This window comes from Streptomyces sp. NPDC051963 (assembly GCF_044593495.1).
GTDB lineage: Bacteria > Actinomycetota > Actinomycetes > Streptomycetales > Streptomycetaceae > Streptomyces.
The window spans coordinates 143,699-166,387 of the sequence record NZ_JBIUCC010000005.1; the positions used below are offsets into that span (position 1 = coordinate 143,699).

Annotated in this window: 21 protein-coding genes and 2 tRNA genes; 18 read left to right on the top strand and 5 right to left on the bottom strand. The window is 68.1% G+C overall.

Annotated elements, in window-relative coordinates:
* Window positions 1-131: 131 nt before the first annotated feature.
* From dnaN to ACIHFB_RS21420, 8 genes are all read left to right on the top strand, one after another.
* Entirely contained in the window at window positions 132-1,262 is a 1,131-nt protein-coding gene (gene dnaN, locus ACIHFB_RS21385; protein ID WP_210585431.1) for a DNA polymerase III subunit beta, read from the top strand.
* A gap of 197 nt (window positions 1,263-1,459) precedes the next feature.
* Window positions 1,460-2,335, top strand: a complete 876-nt coding sequence (gene gnd / locus ACIHFB_RS21390; protein WP_365271695.1) for a phosphogluconate dehydrogenase (NAD(+)-dependent, decarboxylating) — start codon at window positions 1,460-1,462, stop codon at window positions 2,333-2,335.
* A 57-nt stretch (window positions 2,336-2,392) separates the two neighbouring features.
* Window positions 2,393-3,514 carry a DNA replication/repair protein RecF gene (recF, locus tag ACIHFB_RS21395; protein ID WP_365271698.1) on the top strand — a complete coding sequence of 374 codons (1,122 nt, stop codon included), beginning with the start codon at window positions 2,393-2,395 and terminating at the stop codon, window positions 3,512-3,514.
* On the top strand, window positions 3,511-4,053 hold the full coding sequence (locus ACIHFB_RS21400; protein WP_365271701.1) for a DciA family protein: 543 nt from the start codon (window positions 3,511-3,513) through the stop codon (window positions 4,051-4,053). The genes recF and ACIHFB_RS21400 overlap by 4 nt, the downstream gene beginning before the upstream one ends.
* 387 nt (window positions 4,054-4,440) lie before the next feature.
* Window positions 4,441-6,501, top strand: a complete 2,061-nt coding sequence (gyrB, locus tag ACIHFB_RS21405) for a DNA topoisomerase (ATP-hydrolyzing) subunit B (protein ID WP_365271702.1) — start codon at window positions 4,441-4,443, stop codon at window positions 6,499-6,501.
* Between the two features lie 42 nt (window positions 6,502-6,543).
* The gene (gyrA, locus tag ACIHFB_RS21410) at window positions 6,544-9,135 is read left to right on the top strand and encodes a DNA gyrase subunit A (protein WP_365271705.1); all 2,592 of its coding nucleotides are present in this window, start codon (window positions 6,544-6,546) and stop codon (window positions 9,133-9,135) included.
* Between the two features lie 18 nt (window positions 9,136-9,153).
* Window positions 9,154-9,942 carry a DUF3566 domain-containing protein gene (locus tag ACIHFB_RS21415; protein ID WP_365271708.1) on the top strand — a complete coding sequence of 263 codons (789 nt, stop codon included), beginning with the start codon at window positions 9,154-9,156 and terminating at the stop codon, window positions 9,940-9,942.
* A 125-nt stretch (window positions 9,943-10,067) separates the two neighbouring features.
* Window positions 10,068-10,144, top strand: a tRNA-Ile gene (locus ACIHFB_RS21420).
* Window positions 10,145-10,299: 155 nt separating this feature from the next.
* On the opposite strand, the gene ACIHFB_RS21425 is transcribed toward ACIHFB_RS21420, so the two are convergent.
* The gene (locus ACIHFB_RS21425) at window positions 10,300-10,635 is read right to left on the bottom strand and encodes a DUF6344 domain-containing protein (protein ID WP_365271711.1); all 336 of its coding nucleotides are present in this window, start codon (window positions 10,633-10,635) and stop codon (window positions 10,300-10,302) included.
* Window positions 10,636-10,962: 327 nt separating this feature from the next.
* On the opposite strand from ACIHFB_RS21425, the gene ACIHFB_RS21430 reads away from it, so the two are divergent.
* Window positions 10,963-11,091, top strand: coding sequence for a DLW-39 family protein (locus ACIHFB_RS21430; protein WP_003999697.1), 129 nt, complete (start codon window positions 10,963-10,965; stop codon window positions 11,089-11,091).
* A gap of 198 nt (window positions 11,092-11,289) precedes the next feature.
* The gene (locus ACIHFB_RS21435; protein WP_400127872.1) at window positions 11,290-12,651 is read left to right on the top strand and encodes a hypothetical protein; all 1,362 of its coding nucleotides are present in this window, start codon (window positions 11,290-11,292) and stop codon (window positions 12,649-12,651) included.
* 39 nt (window positions 12,652-12,690) lie between these two features.
* Here the strand turns inward: ACIHFB_RS21435 and ACIHFB_RS21440 are convergent, their stop codons facing one another.
* On the bottom strand, window positions 12,691-14,346 hold the full coding sequence (locus tag ACIHFB_RS21440) for a protein kinase (RefSeq protein ID WP_400127617.1): 1,656 nt from the start codon (window positions 14,344-14,346) through the stop codon (window positions 12,691-12,693).
* A 270-nt stretch (window positions 14,347-14,616) separates the two neighbouring features.
* Window positions 14,617-15,165, bottom strand: coding sequence for a DNA-binding protein (locus tag ACIHFB_RS21445; protein WP_210573411.1), 549 nt, complete (start codon window positions 15,163-15,165; stop codon window positions 14,617-14,619).
* Between the two features lie 182 nt (window positions 15,166-15,347).
* Between ACIHFB_RS21445 and ACIHFB_RS21450 the strand changes: the two genes are divergently transcribed.
* Window positions 15,348-15,420: transfer RNA gene (locus ACIHFB_RS21450), tRNA-Ala, on the top strand.
* Between the two features lie 428 nt (window positions 15,421-15,848).
* Here ACIHFB_RS21450 and ACIHFB_RS21455 read toward each other — a convergent pair.
* Window positions 15,849-16,550: a DUF5324 family protein gene (locus tag ACIHFB_RS21455; protein ID WP_365271719.1), complete on the bottom strand. Its 702-nt coding sequence runs from the start codon at window positions 16,548-16,550 to the stop codon at window positions 15,849-15,851.
* 319 nt (window positions 16,551-16,869) lie between these two features.
* Between ACIHFB_RS21455 and ACIHFB_RS21460 the strand changes: the two genes are divergently transcribed.
* Both ACIHFB_RS21460 and ACIHFB_RS21465 read left to right on the top strand, forming a co-directional pair.
* Window positions 16,870-17,403 carry a peptidylprolyl isomerase gene (locus tag ACIHFB_RS21460; RefSeq protein WP_365271722.1) on the top strand — a complete coding sequence of 178 codons (534 nt, stop codon included), beginning with the start codon at window positions 16,870-16,872 and terminating at the stop codon, window positions 17,401-17,403.
* Between the two features lie 109 nt (window positions 17,404-17,512).
* Window positions 17,513-18,421: a rhomboid family intramembrane serine protease gene (locus ACIHFB_RS21465; RefSeq protein ID WP_400127618.1), complete on the top strand. Its 909-nt coding sequence runs from the start codon at window positions 17,513-17,515 to the stop codon at window positions 18,419-18,421.
* 272 nt (window positions 18,422-18,693) lie between these two features.
* Here the strand turns inward: ACIHFB_RS21465 and crgA are convergent, their stop codons facing one another.
* The gene (gene crgA, locus ACIHFB_RS21470; protein WP_365271727.1) at window positions 18,694-18,948 is read right to left on the bottom strand and encodes a cell division protein CrgA; all 255 of its coding nucleotides are present in this window, start codon (window positions 18,946-18,948) and stop codon (window positions 18,694-18,696) included.
* Window positions 18,949-19,090: 142 nt separating this feature from the next.
* Here crgA and ACIHFB_RS21475 point away from each other — a divergent pair, with 142 nt between their 5' ends.
* From ACIHFB_RS21475 to ACIHFB_RS21495, 5 genes are read left to right on the top strand one after another with little or no spacing between them, the layout of a single operon-like run.
* A complete protein-coding gene (locus tag ACIHFB_RS21475; RefSeq protein WP_365271730.1) occupies window positions 19,091-19,870 on the top strand; it encodes a DUF881 domain-containing protein in 780 nt (259 codons plus the stop codon).
* 19 nt (window positions 19,871-19,889) lie between these two features.
* A complete protein-coding gene (locus ACIHFB_RS21480) occupies window positions 19,890-20,585 on the top strand; it encodes a class E sortase (protein ID WP_365271733.1) in 696 nt (231 codons plus the stop codon).
* Between the two features lie 17 nt (window positions 20,586-20,602).
* Window positions 20,603-20,800, top strand: a complete 198-nt coding sequence (locus ACIHFB_RS21485) for a hypothetical protein (RefSeq protein WP_365271736.1) — start codon at window positions 20,603-20,605, stop codon at window positions 20,798-20,800.
* Complete coding sequence (locus ACIHFB_RS21490) at window positions 20,797-21,435, top strand: aminodeoxychorismate/anthranilate synthase component II (RefSeq protein ID WP_365271739.1); 639 nt, start codon at window positions 20,797-20,799, stop codon at window positions 21,433-21,435. The genes ACIHFB_RS21485 and ACIHFB_RS21490 overlap by 4 nt, the downstream gene beginning before the upstream one ends.
* Complete coding sequence (locus ACIHFB_RS21495; RefSeq protein WP_365271742.1) at window positions 21,432-22,685, top strand: class E sortase; 1,254 nt, start codon at window positions 21,432-21,434, stop codon at window positions 22,683-22,685. The genes ACIHFB_RS21490 and ACIHFB_RS21495 overlap by 4 nt, the downstream gene beginning before the upstream one ends.
* Window positions 22,686-22,689: the final 4 nt, after the last annotated feature.

Sequence of the window (22,689 nt, forward strand, 5' to 3'; positions counted from 1 at the left end):
GGCACCTACTGTCAGTGCCGTGCGTCAGACTGTTCCCCGGTGTCCTTCCCCTCACAGGGGCCGAACACACCGAGACAGACGACGAAGCCAGGCAGGCCGAGAAGCGCCGGCAACAGCAGGAGGCGGCAACAGTGAAGATCCGGGTGGAACGCGACGTACTCGCGGAGGCAGTGGCCTGGGCGGCGCGCAGCCTCCCGGCCCGTCCGCCGGCGCCGGTCCTCGCCGGCCTTCTGCTGAAGGCCGAGGAAGGCCAGCTGAGCCTGTCCAGCTTCGACTACGAGGTCTCCGCGCGCGTCTCCGTGGACGCCGAGGTCGAGGAGGAGGGCACGGTCCTCGTCTCCGGCCGGCTGCTCGCCGACATCTGCCGCGCCCTGCCCAACCGCCCGGTGGAGATTTCCACAGACGGTGTACGGGCGACGGTGGTCTGCGGCTCCTCGCGATTCACACTCCACACACTGCCTGTGGAGGAGTACCCGGCGCTGCCGCAGATGCCGACCGCGACCGGCACCGTCCCCGGCGAGGTCTTCGCCTCGGCCGCCTCCCAGGTCGCCATCGCCGCAGGCCGTGACGACACGCTGCCCGTCCTCACCGGTGTGCGCATCGAGATCGAGGGTGACCGGGTCACCCTGGCCTCCACCGACCGCTACCGCTTCGCGGTCCGTGAGTTCCTGTGGAAGCCGGAGAACCCGGAAGCGTCCGCGGTCGCCCTGGTGCCCGCCAAGACGCTCCTGGACACCGCCAAGGCGCTCACCAGTGGCGACAGCGTGATCCTGGCGCTGTCCGGCTCGGGCGCGGGCGAGGGCCTGATCGGCTTCGAGGGTGCCGGCCGGCGCACGACGACCCGCCTGCTGGAGGGCGACCTCCCGAAGTACCGCTCGCTGTTCCCGACGGAGTTCAACTCCATCGCCGTGATCGAGACCGCCCCCTTCGTGGAGGCCGTCAAGCGCGTGGCCCTCGTCGCCGAGCGCAACACCCCGGTGCGGCTCAGCTTCGAGCAGGGCGTGCTCATCCTGGAGGCCGGCTCCAGCGACGACGCACAGGCTGTGGAAAGGGTTGACGCCCAGCTGGAGGGCGACGACGTGTCCATCGCCTTCAACCCGACGTTCCTGCTGGACGGCCTCAGCGCCATCGACTCCCCGGTGGCCCAGCTGTCGTTCACGACGTCCACCAAGCCCGCGCTGCTCAGCGGCAAGCCGGCACTGGACGCCGAGGCGGACGAGGCCTACAAGTACCTGATCATGCCTGTGCGGCTGAGCGGCTGAGCGGTCGACGCCGCGGACGGTTGTCCACAGGGTGTGAGCTCCGAGTGGACAACCGGGCTCGCCCGTCTGTCGAAGCTGCAGGTCGGGGCGTACGTATGAGCGCGTATGCCCACAGGTGTGCGTGAGCGTCCGGGTTTAGGCTCGGACGTGTGCACGAAAGTGCCTCACACGCCACACCGCAACCTAAGGAACAACTGATGGAGCTCGGTCTCGTCGGCCTCGGCAAGATGGGCGGCAACATGCGCGAGCGGATCCGCCGCGCAGGCCACACCGTCGTCGGATACGACCGCAACCCGGACCTCGCCGATGTCCACAGCCTGGAAGAACTTGTGGGCAAGCTCAGCGGTCCGCGCGTCGTATGGGTGATGGTCCCGGCCGGTGCCCCCACGCAGTCGACCGTCGACGAGCTGGCCGAGCTTCTGGAGCCCGGTGATGTCGTCGTGGACGGCGGCAACTCGCGTTGGACGGACGACGAGAGGCACGCCGAGGAGCTCGCCGCCAAGGGCATAGGCTTCGTCGACTGCGGTGTCTCCGGCGGCGTCTGGGGCCTGGAGAACGGCTACGCGCTGATGTACGGCGGCGACGCGCAGAACGTCGCCAAGGTGCAGCCGGTCTTCGACGCCCTCAAGCCCAAGGGCGATCTCGGCGCGGTGCACGCGGGCAAGGTCGGCGCCGGCCACTTCGCGAAGATGGTCCACAACGGCATCGAGTACGCGATGATGCAGGCCTATGCCGAGGGCTGGGAGCTCCTGGAGAAGGTCGACTCCGTGACCGACGTCCGGGAGGTGTTCCGCTCCTGGCAGGACGGGACGGTCATCCGCTCCTGGCTGCTCGACCTCGCGGTGAACGCCCTCGATGAGGACGAGCACCTTCAGCAGCTGCGCGGTTATGCACAGGACTCCGGCGAAGGCCGCTGGACTGTGGAAGCCGCCATCGACAACGCCGTGCCGCTGCCCGCGATCACGGCCTCCCTCTTCGCGCGGTTCGCCTCGCGCCAGGAGGACTCTCCGCAGATGAAGATGATCGCGGCGCTGCGGAACCAGTTCGGCGGCCACGCGGTCGAGAAGAAGTAACCAGCAACGAAGACGTAACCAGCACTACAGGACACTGGGGGAGGTCGGCGAACGACCATGCACGTCACGCATCTGTCGCTGGCCGACTTCCGCTCGTACGCCCGGGTCGAGGTTCCGCTCGACCCGGGCGTCACCGCCTTCGTGGGCCCCAACGGCCAGGGCAAGACGAACCTCGTCGAGGCGGTCGGCTACCTCGCCACCCTCGGCAGCCACCGCGTCGCCTCGGACGCCCCCCTGGTCCGTATGGGAGCCGACCGGGCGGTCATCCGGGCGCAGGTCAAGCAGGGCGAGCGGCAGCAGCTGATCGAGCTGGAGCTGAACCCCGGCAAGTCCAACCGCGCCCGCATCAACAGGTCTTCGCAGGTCAGACCCCGTGATGTGCTGGGCATCGTACGGACCGTGCTGTTCGCGCCGGAGGATCTCGCGCTGGTCAAGGGCGATCCCGGGGAGCGGCGCCGTTTCCTGGACGAGCTGATCACCGCCCGCTCCCCGCGCATGGCGGGTGTGCGCTCGGACTACGAACGGGTCCTCAAGCAGCGCAACACCCTGCTGAAGTCGGCCGCGTTGGCCCGACGGCACGGCGGTCGCTCCATGGACCTGTCCACCCTCGACGTCTGGGACCAGCACCTCGCGCGCGCGGGCGCCGAGTTGCTCGCCCAGCGTCTCGACCTGATCGCCGCGATCCAGCCGCTGGCCGACAAGGCGTACGAGCAACTGGCCCCCGGCGGCGGCCCGGTCGCCCTGGAGTACAAGCCGTCCGCGCCGGGTGAGGCGCACCTGCGCGAGGACCTCTACGCGCAGCTGATGGCCGCGCTCGCCGAAGCCCGCAAGCAGGAGATCGAGCGGGGCGTCACCCTCGTAGGGCCTCATCGGGACGATCTGAGTCTCAAACTCGGTGAGTTGCCGGCCAAGGGATATGCCTCCCACGGAGAGTCCTGGTCCTATGCGCTGGCACTGCGGCTGGCGTCGTACGACCTGCTCAGGGCCGAGGGGAACGAACCGGTGCTGATCCTCGACGACGTGTTCGCCGAGCTGGACACCCGTCGGCGTGAGCGGCTGGCCGAGCTGGTCGCGCCGGGTGAGCAGGTGCTGGTGACGGCCGCGGTGGACGACGACGTACCGCACGTACTGACGGGGACGCGGTACACCGTGTCGGACGGGACGGTGGAGCGCGCATGACAGCCGACGATTCCAGGAGAGCACCTGAGCAGAAGGCGCCCGAGCCGTCCGGCGTCGACCTCGCGCGCGTGGCGTTGCGCGCCGCGAAGGAACAGGCACGCGCGCGTGGAGACGCCGCGCAGCAGAAGAAGCAGGCGCGGCGCGGCGGCCTGCGCTCCGGCGCGCGTGCCGACGGACGCGACCCCATGGCGCTCGGTGCCGCGATCAACCGCTTGATCAACGAGCGCGGTTGGGAGGCCCCGGCCGCGGTGGGCGGTGTGATGGGCCGCTGGCCGCAGATCGTCGGCGAGGACGTGGCCAAGCACTGCGAGCCGGAGAAGTACGACGAGGACGAGCACGTGCTGGTCGTGCGCTGCGACTCCACGGCCTGGGCGACCAATCTGCGCCTGCTCGCCCCCACGCTGGTCGCCCGCCTCAACGAGGACCTGGGCCACGGCACCGTAGAGATGATCAAGGTGAACGGCCCCAGTGGCCCCGTCCGCCGCTACGGTCCCCTGCGCGCCCCGGGCAGTACGGGACCCGGCGACACCTATGGGTGACGGACATCACGTCGGCGGTGTCGATCAACGCGCGTCGACGCCTGCGAAGCACAAGCAGACGCGGTTGCGAATCCCGACCTGACTCCGAAGTAGCCAAGGGTTGACAGCCGGAAGCGCTGAGTGCCTCTGTGAGCCTCTTGGAGCCCCGCTCCGTATATGGGGACCCGGTAGAGACCGATTCAGGGCGCCACATGAGGACTCAGGTACCGGCAAACCCCCATCACTGTCGGCGCTACCGGTAGACTGGAAGCTAATCCCGCCCCATCCGTGGGGACCGCCCGGGAAAAGCTGAGCAACGCTGATCAAGGCTTACCAACGCAACATGCCGCAGCCGCTCCGGCAACCCGCCGACGAGCCTGGCTGGTGCTGTGCCAGAAAGGGCGCTTCGTGGCCGATTCCGGCAACCCCAACGAGAACATCCCGTCCACCGACACCGGCGAGATCGGCGCGGTGACCTCGTCGAACGGCGAGGTCACCGCCTCGTACGACGCCAGCGCCATCACCGTCCTCGAGGGTCTGGACGCGGTCCGCAAGCGACCCGGCATGTACATCGGCTCGACCGGTGAGCGCGGACTCCACCACCTCGTGTACGAGGTGGTCGACAACTCCGTCGACGAGGCGCTGGCCGGCCACGCGGACACCATCGACGTGACGATCCTCCCCGACGGCGGTGTGCGCGTCATCGACAACGGCCGTGGCATCCCGGTGGGCATCGTCCCCTCCGAGAACAAGCCGGCCCTTGAAGTCGTCCTGACCGTGCTGCACGCGGGCGGCAAGTTCGGCGGCGGCGGCTACGCGGTCTCCGGTGGTCTGCACGGCGTGGGCGTCTCCGTGGTGAACGCGCTGTCCTCGAAGGTCGCGGTCGAGGTGAAGACCGACGGCCACCGCTGGACGCAGGACTACAAGTTGGGTGTCCCCACGGCGCCGCTCGCCCAGCACGAGGCCACCGGCGAGACCGGCACGTCCGTCACCTTCTGGGCCGACAGCGACATCTTCGAGACCACGGAGTACTCCTTCGAGACGCTCTCGCGGCGCTTCCAGGAGATGGCGTTCCTCAACAAGGGTTTGACGATCAAACTCACTGATGAGCGCGAGTCGGCGAAGGCCACCTCCGGGGCGGACGAGGCGGGCGCGGACGAGACCGCCGAGGTCAAGAAGGTCACGTACCACTACGAAGGCGGCATCGTCGACTTCGTGAAGTACCTCAACTCCCGCAAGGGAGAGGTGGTGCACCCGACGGTGATCGACCTCGAGGCCGAGGACAAGGACAAGGCCCTCTCCCTCGAAGTCGCCATGCAGTGGAACAGCGGCTACAGCGAGGGCGTGTACTCCTTCGCCAACATCATCCACACGCACGAGGGCGGCACCCACGAAGAGGGCTTCCGCGCCGCGCTGACGAACCTGATCAACAAGTACGCGCGCGACAAGAAGCTACTCCGCGAGAAGGACGACAACCTCACGGGTGACGACATCCGCGAGGGTCTGACCGCGATCATCTCGGTGAAGCTGAGCGAGCCGCAGTTCGAGGGCCAGACCAAGACCAAGCTGGGCAACACGGAGGCGAAGACCTTCGTCCAGAAGGCGGTCTACGAACACCTCAACGACTGGCTGGACCGCAACCCGAACGAGGCCGCGGACATCGTCCGCAAGGGCATCCAGGCCGCCACCGCGCGCGTGGCCGCCCGCAAGGCGCGTGACCTCACCCGCCGCAAGGGGCTGCTCGAGTCGGCGTCGCTGCCGGGCAAGCTCTCCGACTGCCAGTCGAACGACCCCACCAAGTGCGAGATCTTCATCGTCGAGGGTGACTCCGCCGGCGGCTCGGCCAAGTCCGGCCGCAACCCGCAGTACCAGGCGATCCTCCCGATCCGAGGCAAGATCCTCAACGTCGAGAAGGCGCGGATCGACAAGATCCTGCAGAACCAGGAGATCCAGGCGCTGATCTCGGCCTTCGGTACCGGAGTCCACGAGGACTTCGACATCGAGAAGCTGCGCTATCACAAGATCATCCTGATGGCGGACGCCGACGTCGACGGCCAGCACATCAACACCCTGCTGCTGACCTTCCTGTTCCGCTTCATGCGGCCGCTGGTCGAGGCCGGGCACGTGTTCCTCTCCCGCCCGCCGCTCTACAAGATCAAGTGGGGCCGGGACGACTTCGAGTACGCGTACTCCGACCGCGAGCGCGACGCCCTGACCGAGCTCGGTCGGCAGAACGGCAAGCGCGTCAGGGAAGACTCGATCCAGCGCTTCAAGGGCCTCGGCGAGATGAACGCCGAGGAGCTGCGCATCACCACGATGGACCAGGAACACCGCGTCCTCGGCCAGGTCACCCTCGACGACGCCGCCCAGGCCGACGACCTGTTCTCGGTCCTGATGGGCGAGGACGTCGAGGCACGCCGCCAGTTCATCCAGCGCAACGCCAAGGACGTCCGGTTCCTCGACATCTGAGTCGGTCTCAGCTGACCGCACCAGGAAGGATCTTCACCAGCAATGGCCGACGAGAACACTCCAGGCACTCCTGAAGACGAGGGCTTCACCCTGCGCGTCGAGCCCGTCGGGCTCGAGACGGAGATGCAGCGCTCGTACCTCGACTACGCGATGTCCGTCATCGTCTCGCGTGCGCTGCCGGACGTCCGGGACGGACTCAAGCCCGTCCACCGCCGCGTCCTGTACGCGATGTACGACGGCGGCTACCGCCCCGAGCGCGGCTTCTACAAGTGCGCCCGCGTCGTCGGTGACGTCATGGGCACCTACCACCCGCACGGCGACTCCTCGATCTACGACGCGCTGGTCCGCCTGGCGCAGTCGTGGTCGATGCGGATGCCGCTGGTGGACTCCAACGGCAACTTCGGCTCTCCGGGCAACGACCCCGCGGCCGCCATGCGCTACACCGAGTGCAAGATGGCGCCGCTGTCCATGGAGATGGTCCGTGACATCGACGAGGAGACCGTCGACTTCACGGACAACTACGACGGCCGCAACCAGGAGCCGACGGTTCTGCCGGCCCGGTTCCCGAACCTGCTGATCAACGGCTCGGCCGGTATCGCGGTCGGCATGGCGACCAACATCCCGCCGCACAACCTGCGCGAGGTCGCGTCCGGCGCCCAGTGGTACCTGGAGAACCCGGAGGCCTCGCACGAGGAGCTCCTGGACGCCCTGATCGAGCGCATCAAGGGCCCGGACTTCCCGACCGGAGCCCTGGCGGTGGGCCGTAAGGGCATCGAGGAGGCCTACCGCACGGGCCGCGGCTCGATCACCATGCGGGCGGTGGTCGAGGTCGAGGAGATCCAGGGCCGCCAGTGCCTGGTGGTGACGGAGCTGCCGTACCAGGTGAACCCCGACAACCTCGCGCAGAAGATCGCCGACCTGGTGAAGGACGGCAAGGTCGGCGGTATCGCGGACGTCCGTGACGAGACCTCGTCGCGCACCGGCCAGCGCCTGGTCATCGTCCTGAAGCGGGACGCGGTCGCCAAGGTCGTACTGAACAACCTCTACAAGCACACCGACCTCCAGACGAACTTCGGCGCCAACATGCTGGCGCTGGTCGACGGCGTGCCGCGCACGCTGTCGCTCGACGCGTTCATCCGCCACTGGGTGACGCACCAGATCGAGGTCATCGTCCGCCGCACGCGCTACAGGCTGCGCAAGGCCGAGGAGCGGGCGCACATCCTGCGCGGTCTGCTGAAGGCCCTGGACGCCATCGACGAGGTCATCGCGCTGATCCGGCGCAGCGACACCGTCGAGATCGCGCGCGTGGGCTTGATGGAGCTCCTGGAGATCGACGAGATCCAGGCCAACGCCATCCTCGAGATGCAGCTGCGGCGCCTCGCGGCCCTGGAGCGCCGGAAGATCGTCCAGGAGCACGACGAACTCCAGACGAAGATCAACGAGTACAACGAGATCCTGGCCTCGCCGGTCCGCCAGCGCGGCATCGTCAGCGAGGAACTCGCCGCGATCGTCGAGAAGTACGGCGACGACCGCAAGACCATGCTGGTGCCCTACGACGGCGACATGTCCATCGAGGACCTCATCGCCGAAGAGGACATCGTGGTGACGGTCACCCGCGGCGGTTACGTCAAGCGGACCAAGACCGACGACTACCGCGCCCAGAAGCGCGGCGGCAAGGGTGTGCGCGGCGCGAAGCTCAAGGAAGACGACATCGTCGACCACTTCTTCGTGTCCACCACGCACCACTGGCTGCTGTTCTTCACCAACAAGGGCCGTGTCTACCGGGCGAAGGCGTACGAGCTTCCCGACGCCGGCCGTGACGCGCGCGGCCAGCATGTGGCCAACCTGCTCGCCTTCCAGCCGGACGAGGCGATCGCCGAGATCCTCGCCATCCGTGACTATGAGGCGACGCCGTACCTCGTGCTCGCCACCAAGGGCGGTCTGGTCAAGAAGACGCCTCTGAAGGATTACGATTCGCCGCGTTCCGGCGGCGTCATCGCGATCAACCTCCGTGAGACGGCGGACGGTTCCGATGACGAGCTGATCGGAGCCGAACTCGTTTCGTCCGAGGACGATCTGCTGCTGATCAGCAAGAAGGCGCAGTCGATCAGGTTCACCGCTACGGACGAAGCCCTGCGCCCCATGGGCCGTGCCACCTCGGGTGTCAAGGGCATGAGTTTCCGCGAGGGCGACGAGCTGCTCTCGATGAATGTTGTTCGAACCGGTACGTTCGTGTTCACTGCCACCGACGGTGGGTACGCAAAGCGGACCCCTGTCGACGAGTACCGCGTCCAGGGACGCGGCGGCCTCGGTATCAAGGCCGCCAAGATCGTGGAGGACCGCGGATCGCTCGTCGGTGCGCTGGTGGTCGAGGAGACCGACGAGATCCTCGCCATCACGCTGGGCGGCGGTGTGATTCGTACGCGAGTCAACGGGGTCAGGGAGACAGGCCGTGACACCATGGGCGTCCAACTGATCAACCTGGGCAAGCGCGATGCCGTGGTCGGTATCGCACGCAACGCCGAGGCGGGGCGCGAGGCGGAGGAAGTCGACGGCGACGTGGCCGTGGACGAGACCGCCGAGGATGTCGTGACCACCGGCACGGACGAGGGTGAGGCGCCCTCGGCCGAGTAGCACGAGGAGTGAGTCATCGTGAGCGGAGCCACGGGCGCCGGATCGACCGGTACGAACACGGACGGCGGTGCCCCTGGCTCCGCCGCGCGTGTGACGGACTCGCACACGACCAATCTGCAAGCGGTCAAGTCACCCGCGACCGACTCGCACTCGCCTGATACTCAAGGATCCCAGGGGGGAACTGTGCCGGACACCCGAGGCTCGCAGACCCAGCAGTACCCGGCTGGAGCGGGCCCGGCCGCTGCGGGCGCCCAGCCCCAGCCGGCGGACCAGCCCGCCGCGCAGCCGGCACCGCAGCCGTCACCCTCTCCGCTGCCGGGGGAGCGCCAGCCCCAGCAGCCCGCCGGGCCCTACCACCCGCCGCAGGCCTACCAGCCCGCGGCGGCGCCCGCCGGCGCCGTACGCCGCCCCCGTACGGGCGCCCGTACGACGCCCCGCACCCGCAAGGCCCGGCTGCGGGTGGCGAAGGCCGACCCGTGGTCGGTCATGAAGGTGAGCTTCCTGCTCTCCATCGCGCTGGGCATCTGCACGATCGTCGCTTCGGCGGTGCTGTGGATGGTCATGGACGCCATGGGTGTCTTCTCGACGGTCGGCGGCACGATCTCGGAGGCGACCGGCTCGAACGAGTCGAACGGCTTCGACCTCCAGTCGTTCCTGTCGCTCCCCCACGTCCTGATGTTCACGTCGATCATCGCGGTCATCGACGTCGTCCTCGCGACGGCACTGGCCACGCTCGGCGCGTTCATCTACAACCTGTCCGCGGGCTTCGTCGGCGGCGTCGAGCTGACGCTCGCCGAAGACGAGTGACATTAACTGCGCGCGTCGTTTTCAAACCTCGGCCGACGGTCCTCTGACTATCGATTTTGGGACTGCCCACGTCGTGCGCTAATCTTCAGGGGTCAGCGCGCGGGACACACACCGCAGAGCGCGGCGGGGCTATAGCTCAGTTGGTTAGAGCGCATCCCTGATAAGGATGAGGCCACAGGTTCAAATCCTGTTAGCCCCACCAGCATGAAGACCCCCAACCGAACGTGGTTGGGGGTCTTTGGCATATACGGGTTCATGAGAAAGGCCCGGCCGCTCGATGAGCGGCCGGGCCTTGGTCCGGGCGGTGCTGTACGCAAGTCGCCGTGGCCGGATGGGGGAGGGAAGAAGGCGCCGGGGTCAGCGCTGGAGGGTGGCGACGGGCTCGGCCGGGTCGCAGAGGGAGGCGGCTTGGAGAGCCGTGTCCTCGACCGTGTCCTCCGAGGGGCGGTGGCGGCAGCTGGGGGACTTGCCGTGGGCCTCGGCGCGGATGCGCTGCTTCATGGTGGGGGGCAGTGAGCGGGACCAGGCCCAGGGGATGGGCGGTGTCGTCACCTGCGCGATGCTCTCGCTCGGCGCCTCGGTCTGCGGTACGGCAGCGGCGGCGGTCGTGGTGATGAGTCCGAGCGTCGTGCACAGCGCCAGGAAGGCGGTGATGATGGCGGTCCACAGCTTCATGACCTTGGTGCGGGCCATGGCCCCTCACTTTCGGGTTGGGCGATTTGCGTACTTTCCTCATGATGTGTATGTGGGCGGCGAAGTGGTGGACCAACGCCCATGACGCGTCGATCTTCCGATCAACACCACTCGGATGGCCGCAAGAGGGCTGAAAGGTAGGCGGACGGGCCCAAAGTAGCCGTCCGTGGCGATGTGATCACCCTCCGATCGGAGCGATGACATCCGCTTCTACTGCGGTCTTCCGGACGGGAGTTGGCTGCCGATACAGGTCACCGATCGATATCGGTCGGTGTGTATAGTCGGGCGCCAGAGGTCCCCTACGTCAATGAAAGACGAGGTCGCGCGGTGAAGAAGCTTCTCCTGGTCGCACTGGCCGCCATCGGCGGGCTCCTCGTGTACCGCCAGATCCAGGCGGATCGCGCCGAGCAGGATCTGTGGACGGAGGCGACTGACTCCGTGCCCACGGGTTCGTGAGTATCGACATCGGATTCTGAAAGACCCCGACCGCCCTCGCGGTCGGGGTTTTGTGTTGCGGGGCGGCCCCGGATGTGTCAGGGGTGCCTTTGAGGCAGGTGTTTCGGCCGCTCGTACGGATTGCGCGGATGACATACCCCCGATCGGGGCAGGATGGGCCACGGTCCCGGGTCCGGCGACGACGAGGGGTGGCGCGTGATGGGGCGGCGGTGCACGGCATGGTGGCGTGCGAGGGGGTGGCACGGTCGTTGTCCGTCGCGGCACGCGCGCGTGGCTGTCGTGGCAGTGGTCCTGGGTGCGGCGGCAGTCGTGCCGGGCGAGGCCGCGTTCGCCGCCGGGACGTCGCCCGGCTCATACGCCTTCGAGGCTCCCGGCCCGTACGCCTTCGATGAGAATGCCCGGTCCGTCGACGGGGCGACCGACACCACGGGCGCCGACCGGCTGGACGTGGGCACGACGTACCGCAGCGCCCTCCCACAGGACGGCAAGCTCTACTACCGCCTCGAACTCGACGCCACGTCGAACGTCTACGTCTCCGTGACAGCCGTCCCGCGCGCCGGCACCACGGTGACCCCCACCGACAACCTCAGGGTGACGCTTCAGGACACCGACAGCCGCTCCTGTTCCTACGAGACGGTCGGCTTCGGGAGCCGCAGCCCTCATCCGATCGCCGCCTGGGGAGCACGTGAGACCCCCGTGCCCGGTTCCTCCTGCCAGGGTGCGGGCACCTACTACGTGATCGTCGAGCGCGCCGACCGGGACGACTCCTCATCCGACGCCTGGGACCTGGAGCTCGCCCCCGTCTCCGAGCCGCGGCTGAGGCAGACCGGTGCGACCGAGGCACCCGAGGACTGGAACTCCGCCTCGCCCACGCCCCTGCTCGACGAGGCCGAGCACCGTGAGGGCGGCGACGGCTTCACCCGGGCCGCAACCGTCGGTCAGGGCGTCTGGCGCGACGACCTGCGGCCCGGGCAGACCGTGTTCTACAAGGTGCCGGTCGACTGGGGACAGCAGCTCTACGCCACCGCCGAGCTGGGCGGTTCGAGCGGCGGCGACGGCGGCTTGGTGGCCGTCGCCCTGGACATGTCCCTCTACAACCCCGTGCGCGCCCGCGTCGACGACGTCAGCGTCAGCTACAACGGCAGCCAGAAGACGGGAACGCTCGATCCGCTGCCGCCGGTCGAGTACGCCAACCGGTACGACAACTCCGACCAGGTCAACGGAATGCGGTTCGCCGGGTCGTACTACCTCGTCCTCCACCTCGCTGAGCAGGTGGGCGAACGGTTCGGCGACGGCCCCTTCGAGCTGACGCTGCGGACACGGGTCAGCGGCGCGGCAGAGGCAGGGCCCGGTTACGCGGGATCAGCGCAGCCGCCGAACCTCTTCGAGCTCACGGCTCAGGACCGGGAGGCCACGAACGTCGGCGGCTCTGAAGCGTCCGGGAGCAGCGACGACACGATGGCGGTGGTCGCCGTGAGCGGGATCGGCGCGGGCACGGTGCTGTTGGCGGTGCTCGGGGTGTGGACGCTTGTGGCACGTAGGCGGGTCGGGGCCTGGTAGGGCCGAGGGCGGGGTGACTCGGGTCCTTGGGGGCTGCGTTCAGATGCGCGTCAGCGCCCAGAACCCCACCGCGTAGCAGGCCAGGGCGAGCAGCAGCAGCGGGACGGTCACCTTCGCCGGTGGACCGGGGCGGCGGGGCGGGCGGGCCGCACGGTGGCGTGGCTGCGAAATTGCCTGCGCGGAAGGTGGAACCTGCGGGTCTTGAGCGGTGTACGAAGCAGTAGAGGCATCGCCGCGTGGGTGCGACACCGGTGTCAGGGCCTGAGTGGAGTGGCGCGGCGTGTGCGGATGGGGGGAGGACAGGACATGCGTGGGGTCGTAAGGCGAGTAGGCAGGGAGAGGGGCAGGGCTTGGTTGGCTGCCCTCGTATGGCTGGGACTGGGGCCGTGGCTGCGGCTGTGGGTGGTCGGTGACCTGAGGGGGCGGCAGGTGGAAGCTCCCGGTGTCCGACATGCTCGGCGGCTGCGAGCCCGTTGGCTGTCGGGGATCGGGATCGGGATCGGTGCCCGGCCCTGGAGTGCTCGGCTGCCGTGGATCTGTGCCTTGCCGCAGATCAGCCGGTACGACAGGGCTGCCCGGGCCGATCGGGACAGAGCCAGTCCCGGAGTTACTGGGTCTGGAACCCGCATGGGAGTCGGCCGCGAAGTGCCCCGCATCGGACTCGGCCGTCACATACCCCGGGACGGAGCCGGTCGGCACGTGCCCTGTGCCGGAGCCGTTCGGTGTGGAGCCCGTGCCCGACGACGCATCCCCTTCGTCCCGCCCGGCGGTCGACCCGCGCCCGGCCCTGAGCGAATCCACTCCGGGTGCGCGCTTGAGCGGTCCCTCGGGGGCGAACCCCGGGGGGAGCGGGCCGAGTTGGTCGAAGATCTCGATCAACTCGTCGTCGGGGCCGGCATCCGGGAGGAGCTCCGCGGCCGAGGCGAGCGCCTTGCGCGCCCCCGTGGCCGTGCGGAACCGCGCCTGTGGATCCGGCTGGAGCAGCGTGGCCACGACCTGCCACAGGGGTTCGGGAATGCCCGTGGGCGCCCCCGGAGTGCCGTGCTCGGCGAAGTACTGGATGAGTGCCTTGGCGTCCGGCTTGGCGCCCTCCAGCAGATACAGCGCCACCAGCCCTACGGCGAACAGGTCCGCGGGGAAGTCGGGTTCCGCGCCCATCATCTGCTCGGGGGCCAGATAACCGGGTGTGCCCACCACGAGATTGGTCTCCGTCAGCCGCGGTTCGCCCAGGCGCATGGCGATGCCGAAGTCCGACAGCCGCAGCCTCGGCCGACCCGTGCCGGTGGCCTCCAGCAGCACGTTCGCGGGCTTGATGTCGCGGTGCACGACGCCTTCCGCATGCACCGCGGCCAGCCCGGAGAGGAGTTGGTCGAGCAGAGTGCAGACGAAGGGCGCCGGCAGGGGGCCGTAGTCCCCGACCAGATGGACCAGCGAACCGCCGGCGACCAGATCCATGGTGAACAGGACCTTGTCGTCGTCTGCGGCCCAACTGGCGGGCGCGAGCACATGGGGGTGGTCGATCCGGAGCGCCTGCTCCCGGACAAAGCGCAGCAGCGAGTGCGCGTCGCTCTGTTGCAGCACCTTGGCGGCGACATAGCGGCGCCTGCGGTGGTCCCAGGCGCGCCACACGGCGCCCACACCGCCGCGTCCGATCGGGTCGGCCAGTTCATACCGGCCGGCGAAGACCTCACCCATGGCTGTGCGTCGCTCCTCCCCCTTCGGCTGTCCCCCTTGCTTCCCCCCGCGACGAGCAATACGACTCCTGCCGCCCCCTGTTGGATAAGAGATACCCCCGTAAGCCTGCGGCCCGTAAGACTGTGGCCCCCGTAGCCCCAGCCTTCGTAGCCACAGCCCTCGCAGCCCCAGCCCCCGTAGCCCGGAGCCCCCGTGCTCCGTGACCCCTGGCACTTCTCCTCGGCCGTCGACCCGGCTGCCGAACCCCCTTCGGTGACCGGGCCCGCCGGTTCAGCTCTGGTGGGACTGGTAGTGCGCGACTGCGTCGGAGGTGCGGCCCGCGCCGTACACCCGGAGGAACTCTGCCAGTTCCGGGTGGGTCGGGGCGAGAGTGTCCGCCGCCTCGATGATGTCTCCGGCCGCCGCCACCGAGCGCAGCAGCGACTGGATCTCGCGGACCACGCGCTTGACGGTCGGCGCTCCCGAACTGCTGGTTGTGGTCGTGGTGTTGCTGAGCACCGAGCCCCCCTGCGACTTCTTGATCTCTTCCATGCGCTCAGTCGCCTCGGCCGCACTCACGCTGCCGTCCGCGACCTGCCCGGCCAGATCCTGCAACAACTGCACCCGCTGAACCACGGCGGGATTGCCGATCTTCGCCCGCTGGCCGCTCATCAGCTGCGACAACATTGGTGCGGACAGGCCCAGTACCCCCGCGAGACGAGCCTGGTTGAGGCCAAGATCGTCTATCAGCTTACGGAAGAGCGCCCCCAGCGGCTCCCCATACCAGTTCCGCTGCAGTTCCCGCGCTCTTGCGGTGGCTTCCTGCTGTGCGGCGTCCATTGCGTCTCCCCATCGCTTTCCCCAAAACGGCGGTTCGCTGTCGCGAACCACGCCGAGCATCTTACGGAGAGTGGCCGTCCATCGGGACCCCCAATCGTTTTGCGAGATACGGGGGGTGACCCGGTACTCTGGTCTGCGGCGCCCGCCGGTATGCGGTTCTTCCGGTCGGACGCCTGTCTTCCGGGGCCTTAGCTCAGTTGGTAGAGCGCTGTCTTTGCATGGCAGATGTCAGGGGTTCGACTCCCCTAGGCTCCACATCTCGGACCGGTCAGGTGCCTTCGTGGCCCTGGCCGGTCCTTTTTTTGGGCTGGATTTCAGGGGTGACGTGCGTCACGTGACGTGGTCCGGCGTCGTTGCAGGTCTTTGCGCAAACAGGTGGAGGGCGCACAGACGGAGAGGCGGTCGCGCACGTGTCCGACGTGGTGCGAGTGGGGTGCTCTGCCCTGCGGGCCCTGTGTGAGCTGGAGTGAATGGACACGGGTAACCACGGAAATGCGTTCTGTTAAGGAAGTCTGTGCGGAACCTGCACAACTGGACCGTTGCAAACGTCATCGTGAGCGGTGTGCGTAAACGGGTGCCCGGTTGGAACACGGCGCGACTGTTCCACGTGAAACATCGCGGTGGGGCGGGAGACTCTCAAGTCTCCCGCCCCACCGCACAATTGACGCGATCTGCCGGAACGCTCACCGGTCCTCGTCGCGTTTGGCGGCCTCCTCCTCGGCCTCCTTGGCCTGAACCTCGGGGTCGAGCACGGACTGACCCGTGCCGTCCACCGAGGTGAGTCGGCCGCCCTCGGACACCTCTGTCGCGGCGGGCGGCTCGACCAGCCAGTCGGGGTTGGCCTGCTTGTCCCACCACTTCCAGGCGGCGAAAGCGCCACCCGCCAGCACACCCAGAACGGCCAGCGTCTTGGCGAGCCGACCGGCCCGTGCCCGCCGTTCGTGCCTGCGGTCCAGCTTCTGGATGTCCTCGGCCGAGACATGGCTGCGCAGCGCGGCCAGCGCGGCGGCGCTGCGAGCGGTGGCCTCGTCCTTGACGGGCCCAGCCGCGGCCACCGCCTGCTCGATGCGCGGCTTGGAATAGTCGGCGGCCTGTCGGGCGGCCTTACGGGTACGGACGGCGGCCTCATGGGCGGCCTGGTCGACCTTCGGCGGTACATGCGTACGGGCCTGCTCCAGACGCGGCACTACATACACGCCGTACTGGGCGCGGGCCTGCTCGGCGGCCAGCGACACCTTCGGCGCAAGCCGTACGCGTGCCTCGTGCGCATAGTGCGTGGCCCTGTCCTTGGCCGTGTCGGCGTAGGGCGCCACCACTTCCGCGGCGTGCAGCACGCTGTCCTTCGCCGAGCCGGTCGCGGCGCGCACGCTGTCGATGCGGGTCACGGGATCCTCCTCCTCGGTGGCGTACGGTATTTCGGCTATCCACCCTTTTACGGATCATGCCTCCAGGCGCACCCCGAGGCATGTGAGAGCGGGCATCCGGGTCATGGATCAAGTGCAATAGCGGATGAATACGGGGCAACAGGAGCTTGTCGTCGACAATGCCACGGATCGTCGCCCAGCGCTCCTGCCCCGGGGCCACTCGCCCGGATTTCGCGCAAGCGACACGCAGGCAAATCGGTGCGGAACCGGGCGCCGGGCGACGTAGGGCGTGGACCGTGCGAGGATCAGGGGGTCACAGGAAGACAACGGAAGGCAGATCGTGGCTGAGCAGCTTTACGCCACCCTGAAGACCAACAGCGGCGACATCGAAGTCCGGCTTCTGCCGAACCACGCGCCCAAGACGGTCCGGAACTTTGTCGAGCTCGCCAACGGCGAGCGTGAGTGGACCAACCCCACCACCGGTGAGCGGTCCACCAACAAGCTCTACGACGGCACGGTCTTCCACCGGGTGATCAGCGGCTTCATGATCCAGGGCGGTGACCCGCTGGGCAACGGCACCGGGGGCCCCGGCTACCAGTTCGAGGACGAGTTCCACCCGGATCTCGCCTTCGACAAGCCCTACCTGCTGGCCATGGCCAACGCCGGTCCGGGCACCAATGGCTCGCAGTTCTTCATCACCGTCGCCCCGACGACCTGGCTGAACCGCAAGCACACCATCTTCGGTGAGGTCACCGACGCGGCGAGCCAGAAGGTCATCGACGCCATCGCGACCGCCCAGACCAACCCGCGCACCGACCGCCCGGTCAACGACGTCGTCATCGAGTCGGTCGTCGTGGAGACCCGCGAGGGCTGAGCCCTCAACGGGGCGGATGCCCGAAGCGCCCCGCAGGGAACCAAACGCCCCGCTCATCCGTAAGGATGGGCGGGGCGGTTCTTATGAGGACGACGACCGAGGGGATCCCATGGACCAGGCGCCAGGCAGCCCGCAGGGCCCGGAGGACCAAGGCCCTCAGCCCGCACAGGGCGCATCTGTCTGCTACCGGCACCCGGACCGTGAGACAGGCGTGCGCTGCACCCGCTGTGATCGCCCCATCTGCCCCGAGTGCATGGTCAGCGCTTCCGTCGGCTTCCAGTGCCCCGAGTGCGTCCGCGGCGCCGCCGGCACCGGCGTCTCGCCCACCGCGGCCCGGCCCCGCACCATCGCCGGCGGCACCGTCACCGCCGACCCGCGGCTGATCACCAAGATCCTGATCGGGATCAACCTCGCGGTCTTCATCGCCGTCCAGTCATCGTCGTCGCTCCTGAACGACCTGGTCCTCATCGGCCAGTGGCCCCCGGCCCCCTTCGCACCCTCGGAAGGCGTCGCCGAGGGCGAGTGGTACCGCCTGTTCACCTCGATGTTCACGCACGAGGCCATCTGGCACATCGCCTTCAACATGCTCAGCCTGTGGTGGCTCGGCGGCCCCCTCGAAGCCGCCCTGGGCCGGGCCCGCTACATCTCCCTCTACCTGGTTTCCGGGTTGGCGGGAGGCGCCCTGACCTATCTGATCGAGTCCCCGACCACGGCCTCGCTCGGCGCGTCCGGCGCCGTCTTCGGCCTCTTCGGCGCGACCGCCGTTCTCGTGCGGCGCCTGAACTACGACATGCGGCCGATCATCGCCCTGCTGGTGATCAACCTGATCTTCACCTTCGGGTGGAGCAATATCGCCTGGCAGGCCCACATCGGCGGACTCGTCGCCGGAGTCGTGATCGGCTACGCCATGGTCCACGCCCCGCGTGAGCGGCGGAACCTCATCCAGTACGGCAGCTGTGTGCTGTTCCTGGCCGTGATCGTCGGGATGACGCTGTTGAGGACTGCCCAGCTCACCTGATCCCCAGGCATTGTCCACAGCGTGTGGCGGATCTTGTGCACGCTGTGTGGGAACAGTTGTGCCCCCTGTCCTGGACCTTCGTTTCCGCAGGTCAGGCAGGGGGCGAACGCACTTCCGAATCCGTCGTGCGACAGTCGTACCGGCGTCAACACCCGGTGGGTTATCCACAGATCGTCGTTCTTTATCCCCAGGCGGGGTGTGGAAATCTTGACAAGTTGTGGATAACTCAGCGGATAGCCCTGGGCAAAGCTGTGTTCACCGGCTTGTGACTGCTACTTCCACTGCGTCGAGACGCCGAAGCCGGCGGCGATGAAGCCGAAGCCCACGACGATGTTCCAGTTGTCGAAACTGTCGATGGGCAGCGAGCCGTCGGTGACGTAGAAGACGACGATCCATGCCAGGCCGATGAGGAACATGGCCAGCATGATGGGTGCCACCCAGGCGCGGTTGGTGAGCTTGATGGCCGTCGACTGCTTCGCCGGCGGAGGCGTGTAGTCGGCCTTCTTGCGGATACGTGACTTCGGCACGAGGGTCTCTCCTGTCGATGCGCTGCGTGGCCGCGCAGGGAACGGGGGCGGGCTCCGGGGCAGCGTACAAGGGGACTCTTAGCGCTCCCCCGGGCGTCCGTTAGCGTAGTGCTTCCGCGGCGCCGAAGGAGATAAGGGTACGTTGAGCAATTCTGCCGACTCCCCCGGGACGGGAACCAGCCCTGGCCGCGGACGCCGTTTCCGGCCGGTGCGGGTGCTCACAGCGGGTGTCTTCGCCCTCGCGGGGCTCATTTTCTTCACCAGTTTCAATACTGCCAAAGGCACCAATATCCGCACGGACGACTCCTTGCTGAAGTTGTCCGACCTCATTCAGGAGCGCAGCCACAACAACGGCCGGCTCGATGAGTCCAACGCGGGTCTTCGTGATGACATCGATGCGCTCGCCGAGCGGGACGACGGCAGCAGCAAGGCCGAGGACGAGAAGCTGGCGGGCCTGGAGAAGAACGCGGGTACGCAGAAGCTCACGGGTGAGGCGATCACGGTCACCCTCAATGACGCCCCGCCGGACGCCACCGCCAAGCTTCCCGGCTATCCCGAGCCGCAGCCCGACTACCTGGTCATTCATCAGCAGGACCTCCAGGCCGTGGTCAACGCGCTCTGGCAGGGCGGCGCCGAGGGCATCAAGGTCATGGACCAGCGGCTGATCTCGACCAGCGCCGTGCGCTGTGTGGGCAACACCCTGATCCTTCAGGGCCGCGTCTACTCACCGCCGTACAAGATCACGGCGGTCGGGGATCCGGAGAAGCTTCAGAAGGCGCTGGTCGAGAGCCCGGCGATCCAGAACTACATGGTGTACGTCAACGTCTACGGGCTCGGCTGGAAAGTCGAGGAGGACGGGGCGGTGACTCTGCCCGGCTACTCGGGCACAGTGGATCTGCAGTACGCCCAGCCCGTGGAGTGAGTCCGTTCAGGAGCTGCCGGTGCGCGTCGTCGTCAGGACCGTCAGCGAACTCTGTATCACCGTAGGCACGTTGATAGTCCTGTTCGTCGTCTATGTACTGTTCTGGACCGGCGTGAAGGCCGACCACGTCATGGACGACCAGATCGACCAGCTCCAGGAGCAGTGGGCGCGTGGGGCCGTGCAGCCCACGCCGACCCCCGGCGCGTCCGCCGCCCCGGCCGCTCCCGCGCAGCCGGCGCCGTATGCGAGCGGCAAGCCCTTCGCGATCATGTACATTCCGCGTCTTGGTTTCACGTGGAACAAGCCGGTGCTCGAGGGCACCGCCACCGGCACCCTCAAGAAGGGCCTCGGCCACTATGCGCGTACCGCCCAGCTCGGTCAGAAGGGCAACTTCTCGGTCGCGGGCCATCGGCGCACGTACGGGGATCCGTTCAAGGACTTTCCCGAGCTGAGGCGGGGTGACGCGGTGGTGCTGACGGACGGGGAGACCTGGTTCACGTACAGGGTCGACAAAGGGCCCTACAAAACCGTGCCCTCGGACGTTGAGGTGATCGACCCTGTGCCACGTAAATCGGGGTACACACGTGCGGGCCGCTATCTCACGCTGACCACCTGCGATCCGGAGTGGGGACACAGCCACCGGCTGATCGTCTGGGCGCATCTCGACTCCACACAGCCTGTGGAGGCCGGGAAACCAGATGCCCTGCGCCGTTAGTCTGGTGCGGGTACGGCGTGAGACTGGTGCCGTGGTGCGACGGAAGGGACGGCATGTACGGCTGGATCTGGCGGCATCTGCCGGGGAACGCTTGGGTGAGGGCGCTGCTCTCGCTCATGCTCATCGTTGCCGTGGTCTACGTCCTCTTCCAGTACGTCTTCCCGTGGGCCGAACCGCTGCTTCCCTTCAACGATGTGACGGTGGACAACCAGTGAGCGCGCGGATTCTCGTCGTCGACAACTACGACAGCTTCGTCTTCAACCTGGTCCAGTACCTGTACCAGCTGGGCGCCGAGTGCGAGGTGCTGCGCAACGACGAGGTGTCGACGGCGCACGCCCAGGACGGTTTCGACGGAGTGCTGCTGTCACCCGGCCCCGGTACGCCGGAGGAGGCCGGGGTCTGTGTGGACATGGTCCGGCACTGCGCGGCCACCGGGGTGCCCGTCTTCGGCGTCTGCCTGGGCATGCAGTCGATGCAGGTGGCGTACGGCGGTGTCGTGGACCGTGCGCCCGAGCTGCTGCACGGCAAGACCTCGCTGGTCGAGCACCAGGGCGAGGGCGTCTTCGCGGGCCTGCCGACGCCCTTCACGGCGACGCGCTACCACTCCTTGGCCGCGGAGCCGGGGACGGTCCCGGCCGAGCTGGAGATCACGGCCCGCACGCACGACGGCATCATCATGGGCCTGCGTCACCGCGAACTCCCGGTCGAGGGTGTGCAGTTCCACCCCGAGTCGGTGCTGACCGAGCACGGTCACCGGATGCTGGCCAACTGGCTGGTGGAGTGCGGTGACCAGGGTGCCGTGGCGAGGTCGGCGGGGCTCGCCCCGGTGGTGGGCAGGGCCACGGCGTGACCGCCCTGCGCCCCGAGCGCGAGTCCGGCGCGGCCGCCTACGGCAACGCCGGCGACCAGGGGACCCCGTACGGCGAGCAGCCGTACGGGGCGCCGGGTGTGTTCGAGGACTGGCAGGGCGCGCAGGAGCCGTACGGCCAAGGGGTGCAGGAGTCCTACGGCCAGGGAGTGCCGGAGGAGTACGGCCAGGGGACGCAGGCGTACGGGGTGGCGGAGACGCAGGCCTACGCCGTGCAGGAGCCGTATGCACCCTCGTATCAGCAGCCCCCTGTCGAGGACCCCTCCATACCGTCCGGCGGTGAGTCCTTCCTGCCTCCCGTCGACGAGGAGACCGTCGCCCTGCGGATACCCGATCCGCCCCCCATGACCGGCGGCGAGTCCATATCGGCTTCTGGGGCCTCTTCCGCGCAGTCCGCTCCGCCTGCTGCCTCGGGTGGCCGGGCGGCCCGCAGAAAGGCCGCCAAGGGCCGTCACGGGCGGCACGGCGGTGTGCGGGAGGAGTCTCTGCCGGCCGAGGCGGAGGGCGACGATCGACCGCTGTCGAGGGTGGAGGCCCGTCGGCGGGCGCGCGCGAACAAGCCGGGCGCCGGTGTCATGGCCAGCCGGGCGATCGGTGAGGTGTTCATCACCACCGGTGTGCTGATGCTGCTGTTCGTCACCTACCAGCTGTGGTGGACGAATGTCCGGGCGCACGCGCAGGCCGGGAAGGAGGCGAGCAACCTCCAGCAGGACTGGGCGAGCGGCAAGCGCAGCCCGGGCGCCTTCGAGCCGGGGCAGGGCTTCGCCCTCCTCTACATCCCGAAGCTGGACGTGGTGGTGCCGATAGCCGAGGGCGTTAGCAACAAGAAGGTGCTCGACAAGGGGATGGTCGGCCACTACGGCGAGGGCGAGCTGAAGACGGCGATGCCCAGCGCGAAGACCGGCAACTTCGGGCTCGCGGGGCATCGCAACACGCACGGCGAGCCGTTCCGGTACATCAACAAGCTTCAGCCGGGCGATCCGATCGTCGTCGAGACCCAGGACACGTACTACGTCTACAAGATGGCGTCGATCCTGCCGGTGACCTCGCCGAGCAATGTGAGCGTGCTCGATCCCGTGCCCAAGGCCGGCGGTTTCACCGGTCCCGGCCGCTACATCACGCTGACGACCTGTACGCCGGAGTTCACCAGTAAGTACCGGATGATCGTCTGGGGCAAGATGGTCGAGGAACGGCCGCGCAGCAAGGGGAAGCCGGATGCGCTCGTCTCGTAAGGGC

Coding starts and splice junctions, on each gene's coding strand:
- gnd (WP_365271695.1), top strand. CDS start 1,460: ATGGAGCTCGGTCTCGTCGGCCTCGGCAAGATGGGCGGCAACATGCGC.
- recF (WP_365271698.1), top strand. CDS start 2,393: ATGCACGTCACGCATCTGTCGCTGGCCGACTTCCGCTCGTACGCCCGG.
- ACIHFB_RS21400 (WP_365271701.1), top strand. CDS start 3,511: ATGACAGCCGACGATTCCAGGAGAGCACCTGAGCAGAAGGCGCCCGAG.
- gyrA (WP_365271705.1), top strand. CDS start 6,544: ATGGCCGACGAGAACACTCCAGGCACTCCTGAAGACGAGGGCTTCACC.
- ACIHFB_RS21425 (WP_365271711.1), bottom strand. CDS start 10,635: ATGGCCCGCACCAAGGTCATGAAGCTGTGGACCGCCATCATCACCGCC.
- ACIHFB_RS21435 (WP_400127872.1), top strand. CDS start 11,290: ATGGGGCGGCGGTGCACGGCATGGTGGCGTGCGAGGGGGTGGCACGGT.
- ACIHFB_RS21440 (WP_400127617.1), bottom strand. CDS start 14,346: ATGGGTGAGGTCTTCGCCGGCCGGTATGAACTGGCCGACCCGATCGGA.
- ACIHFB_RS21445 (WP_210573411.1), bottom strand. CDS start 15,165: ATGGACGCCGCACAGCAGGAAGCCACCGCAAGAGCGCGGGAACTGCAG.
- ACIHFB_RS21465 (WP_400127618.1), top strand. CDS start 17,513: ATGGACCAGGCGCCAGGCAGCCCGCAGGGCCCGGAGGACCAAGGCCCT.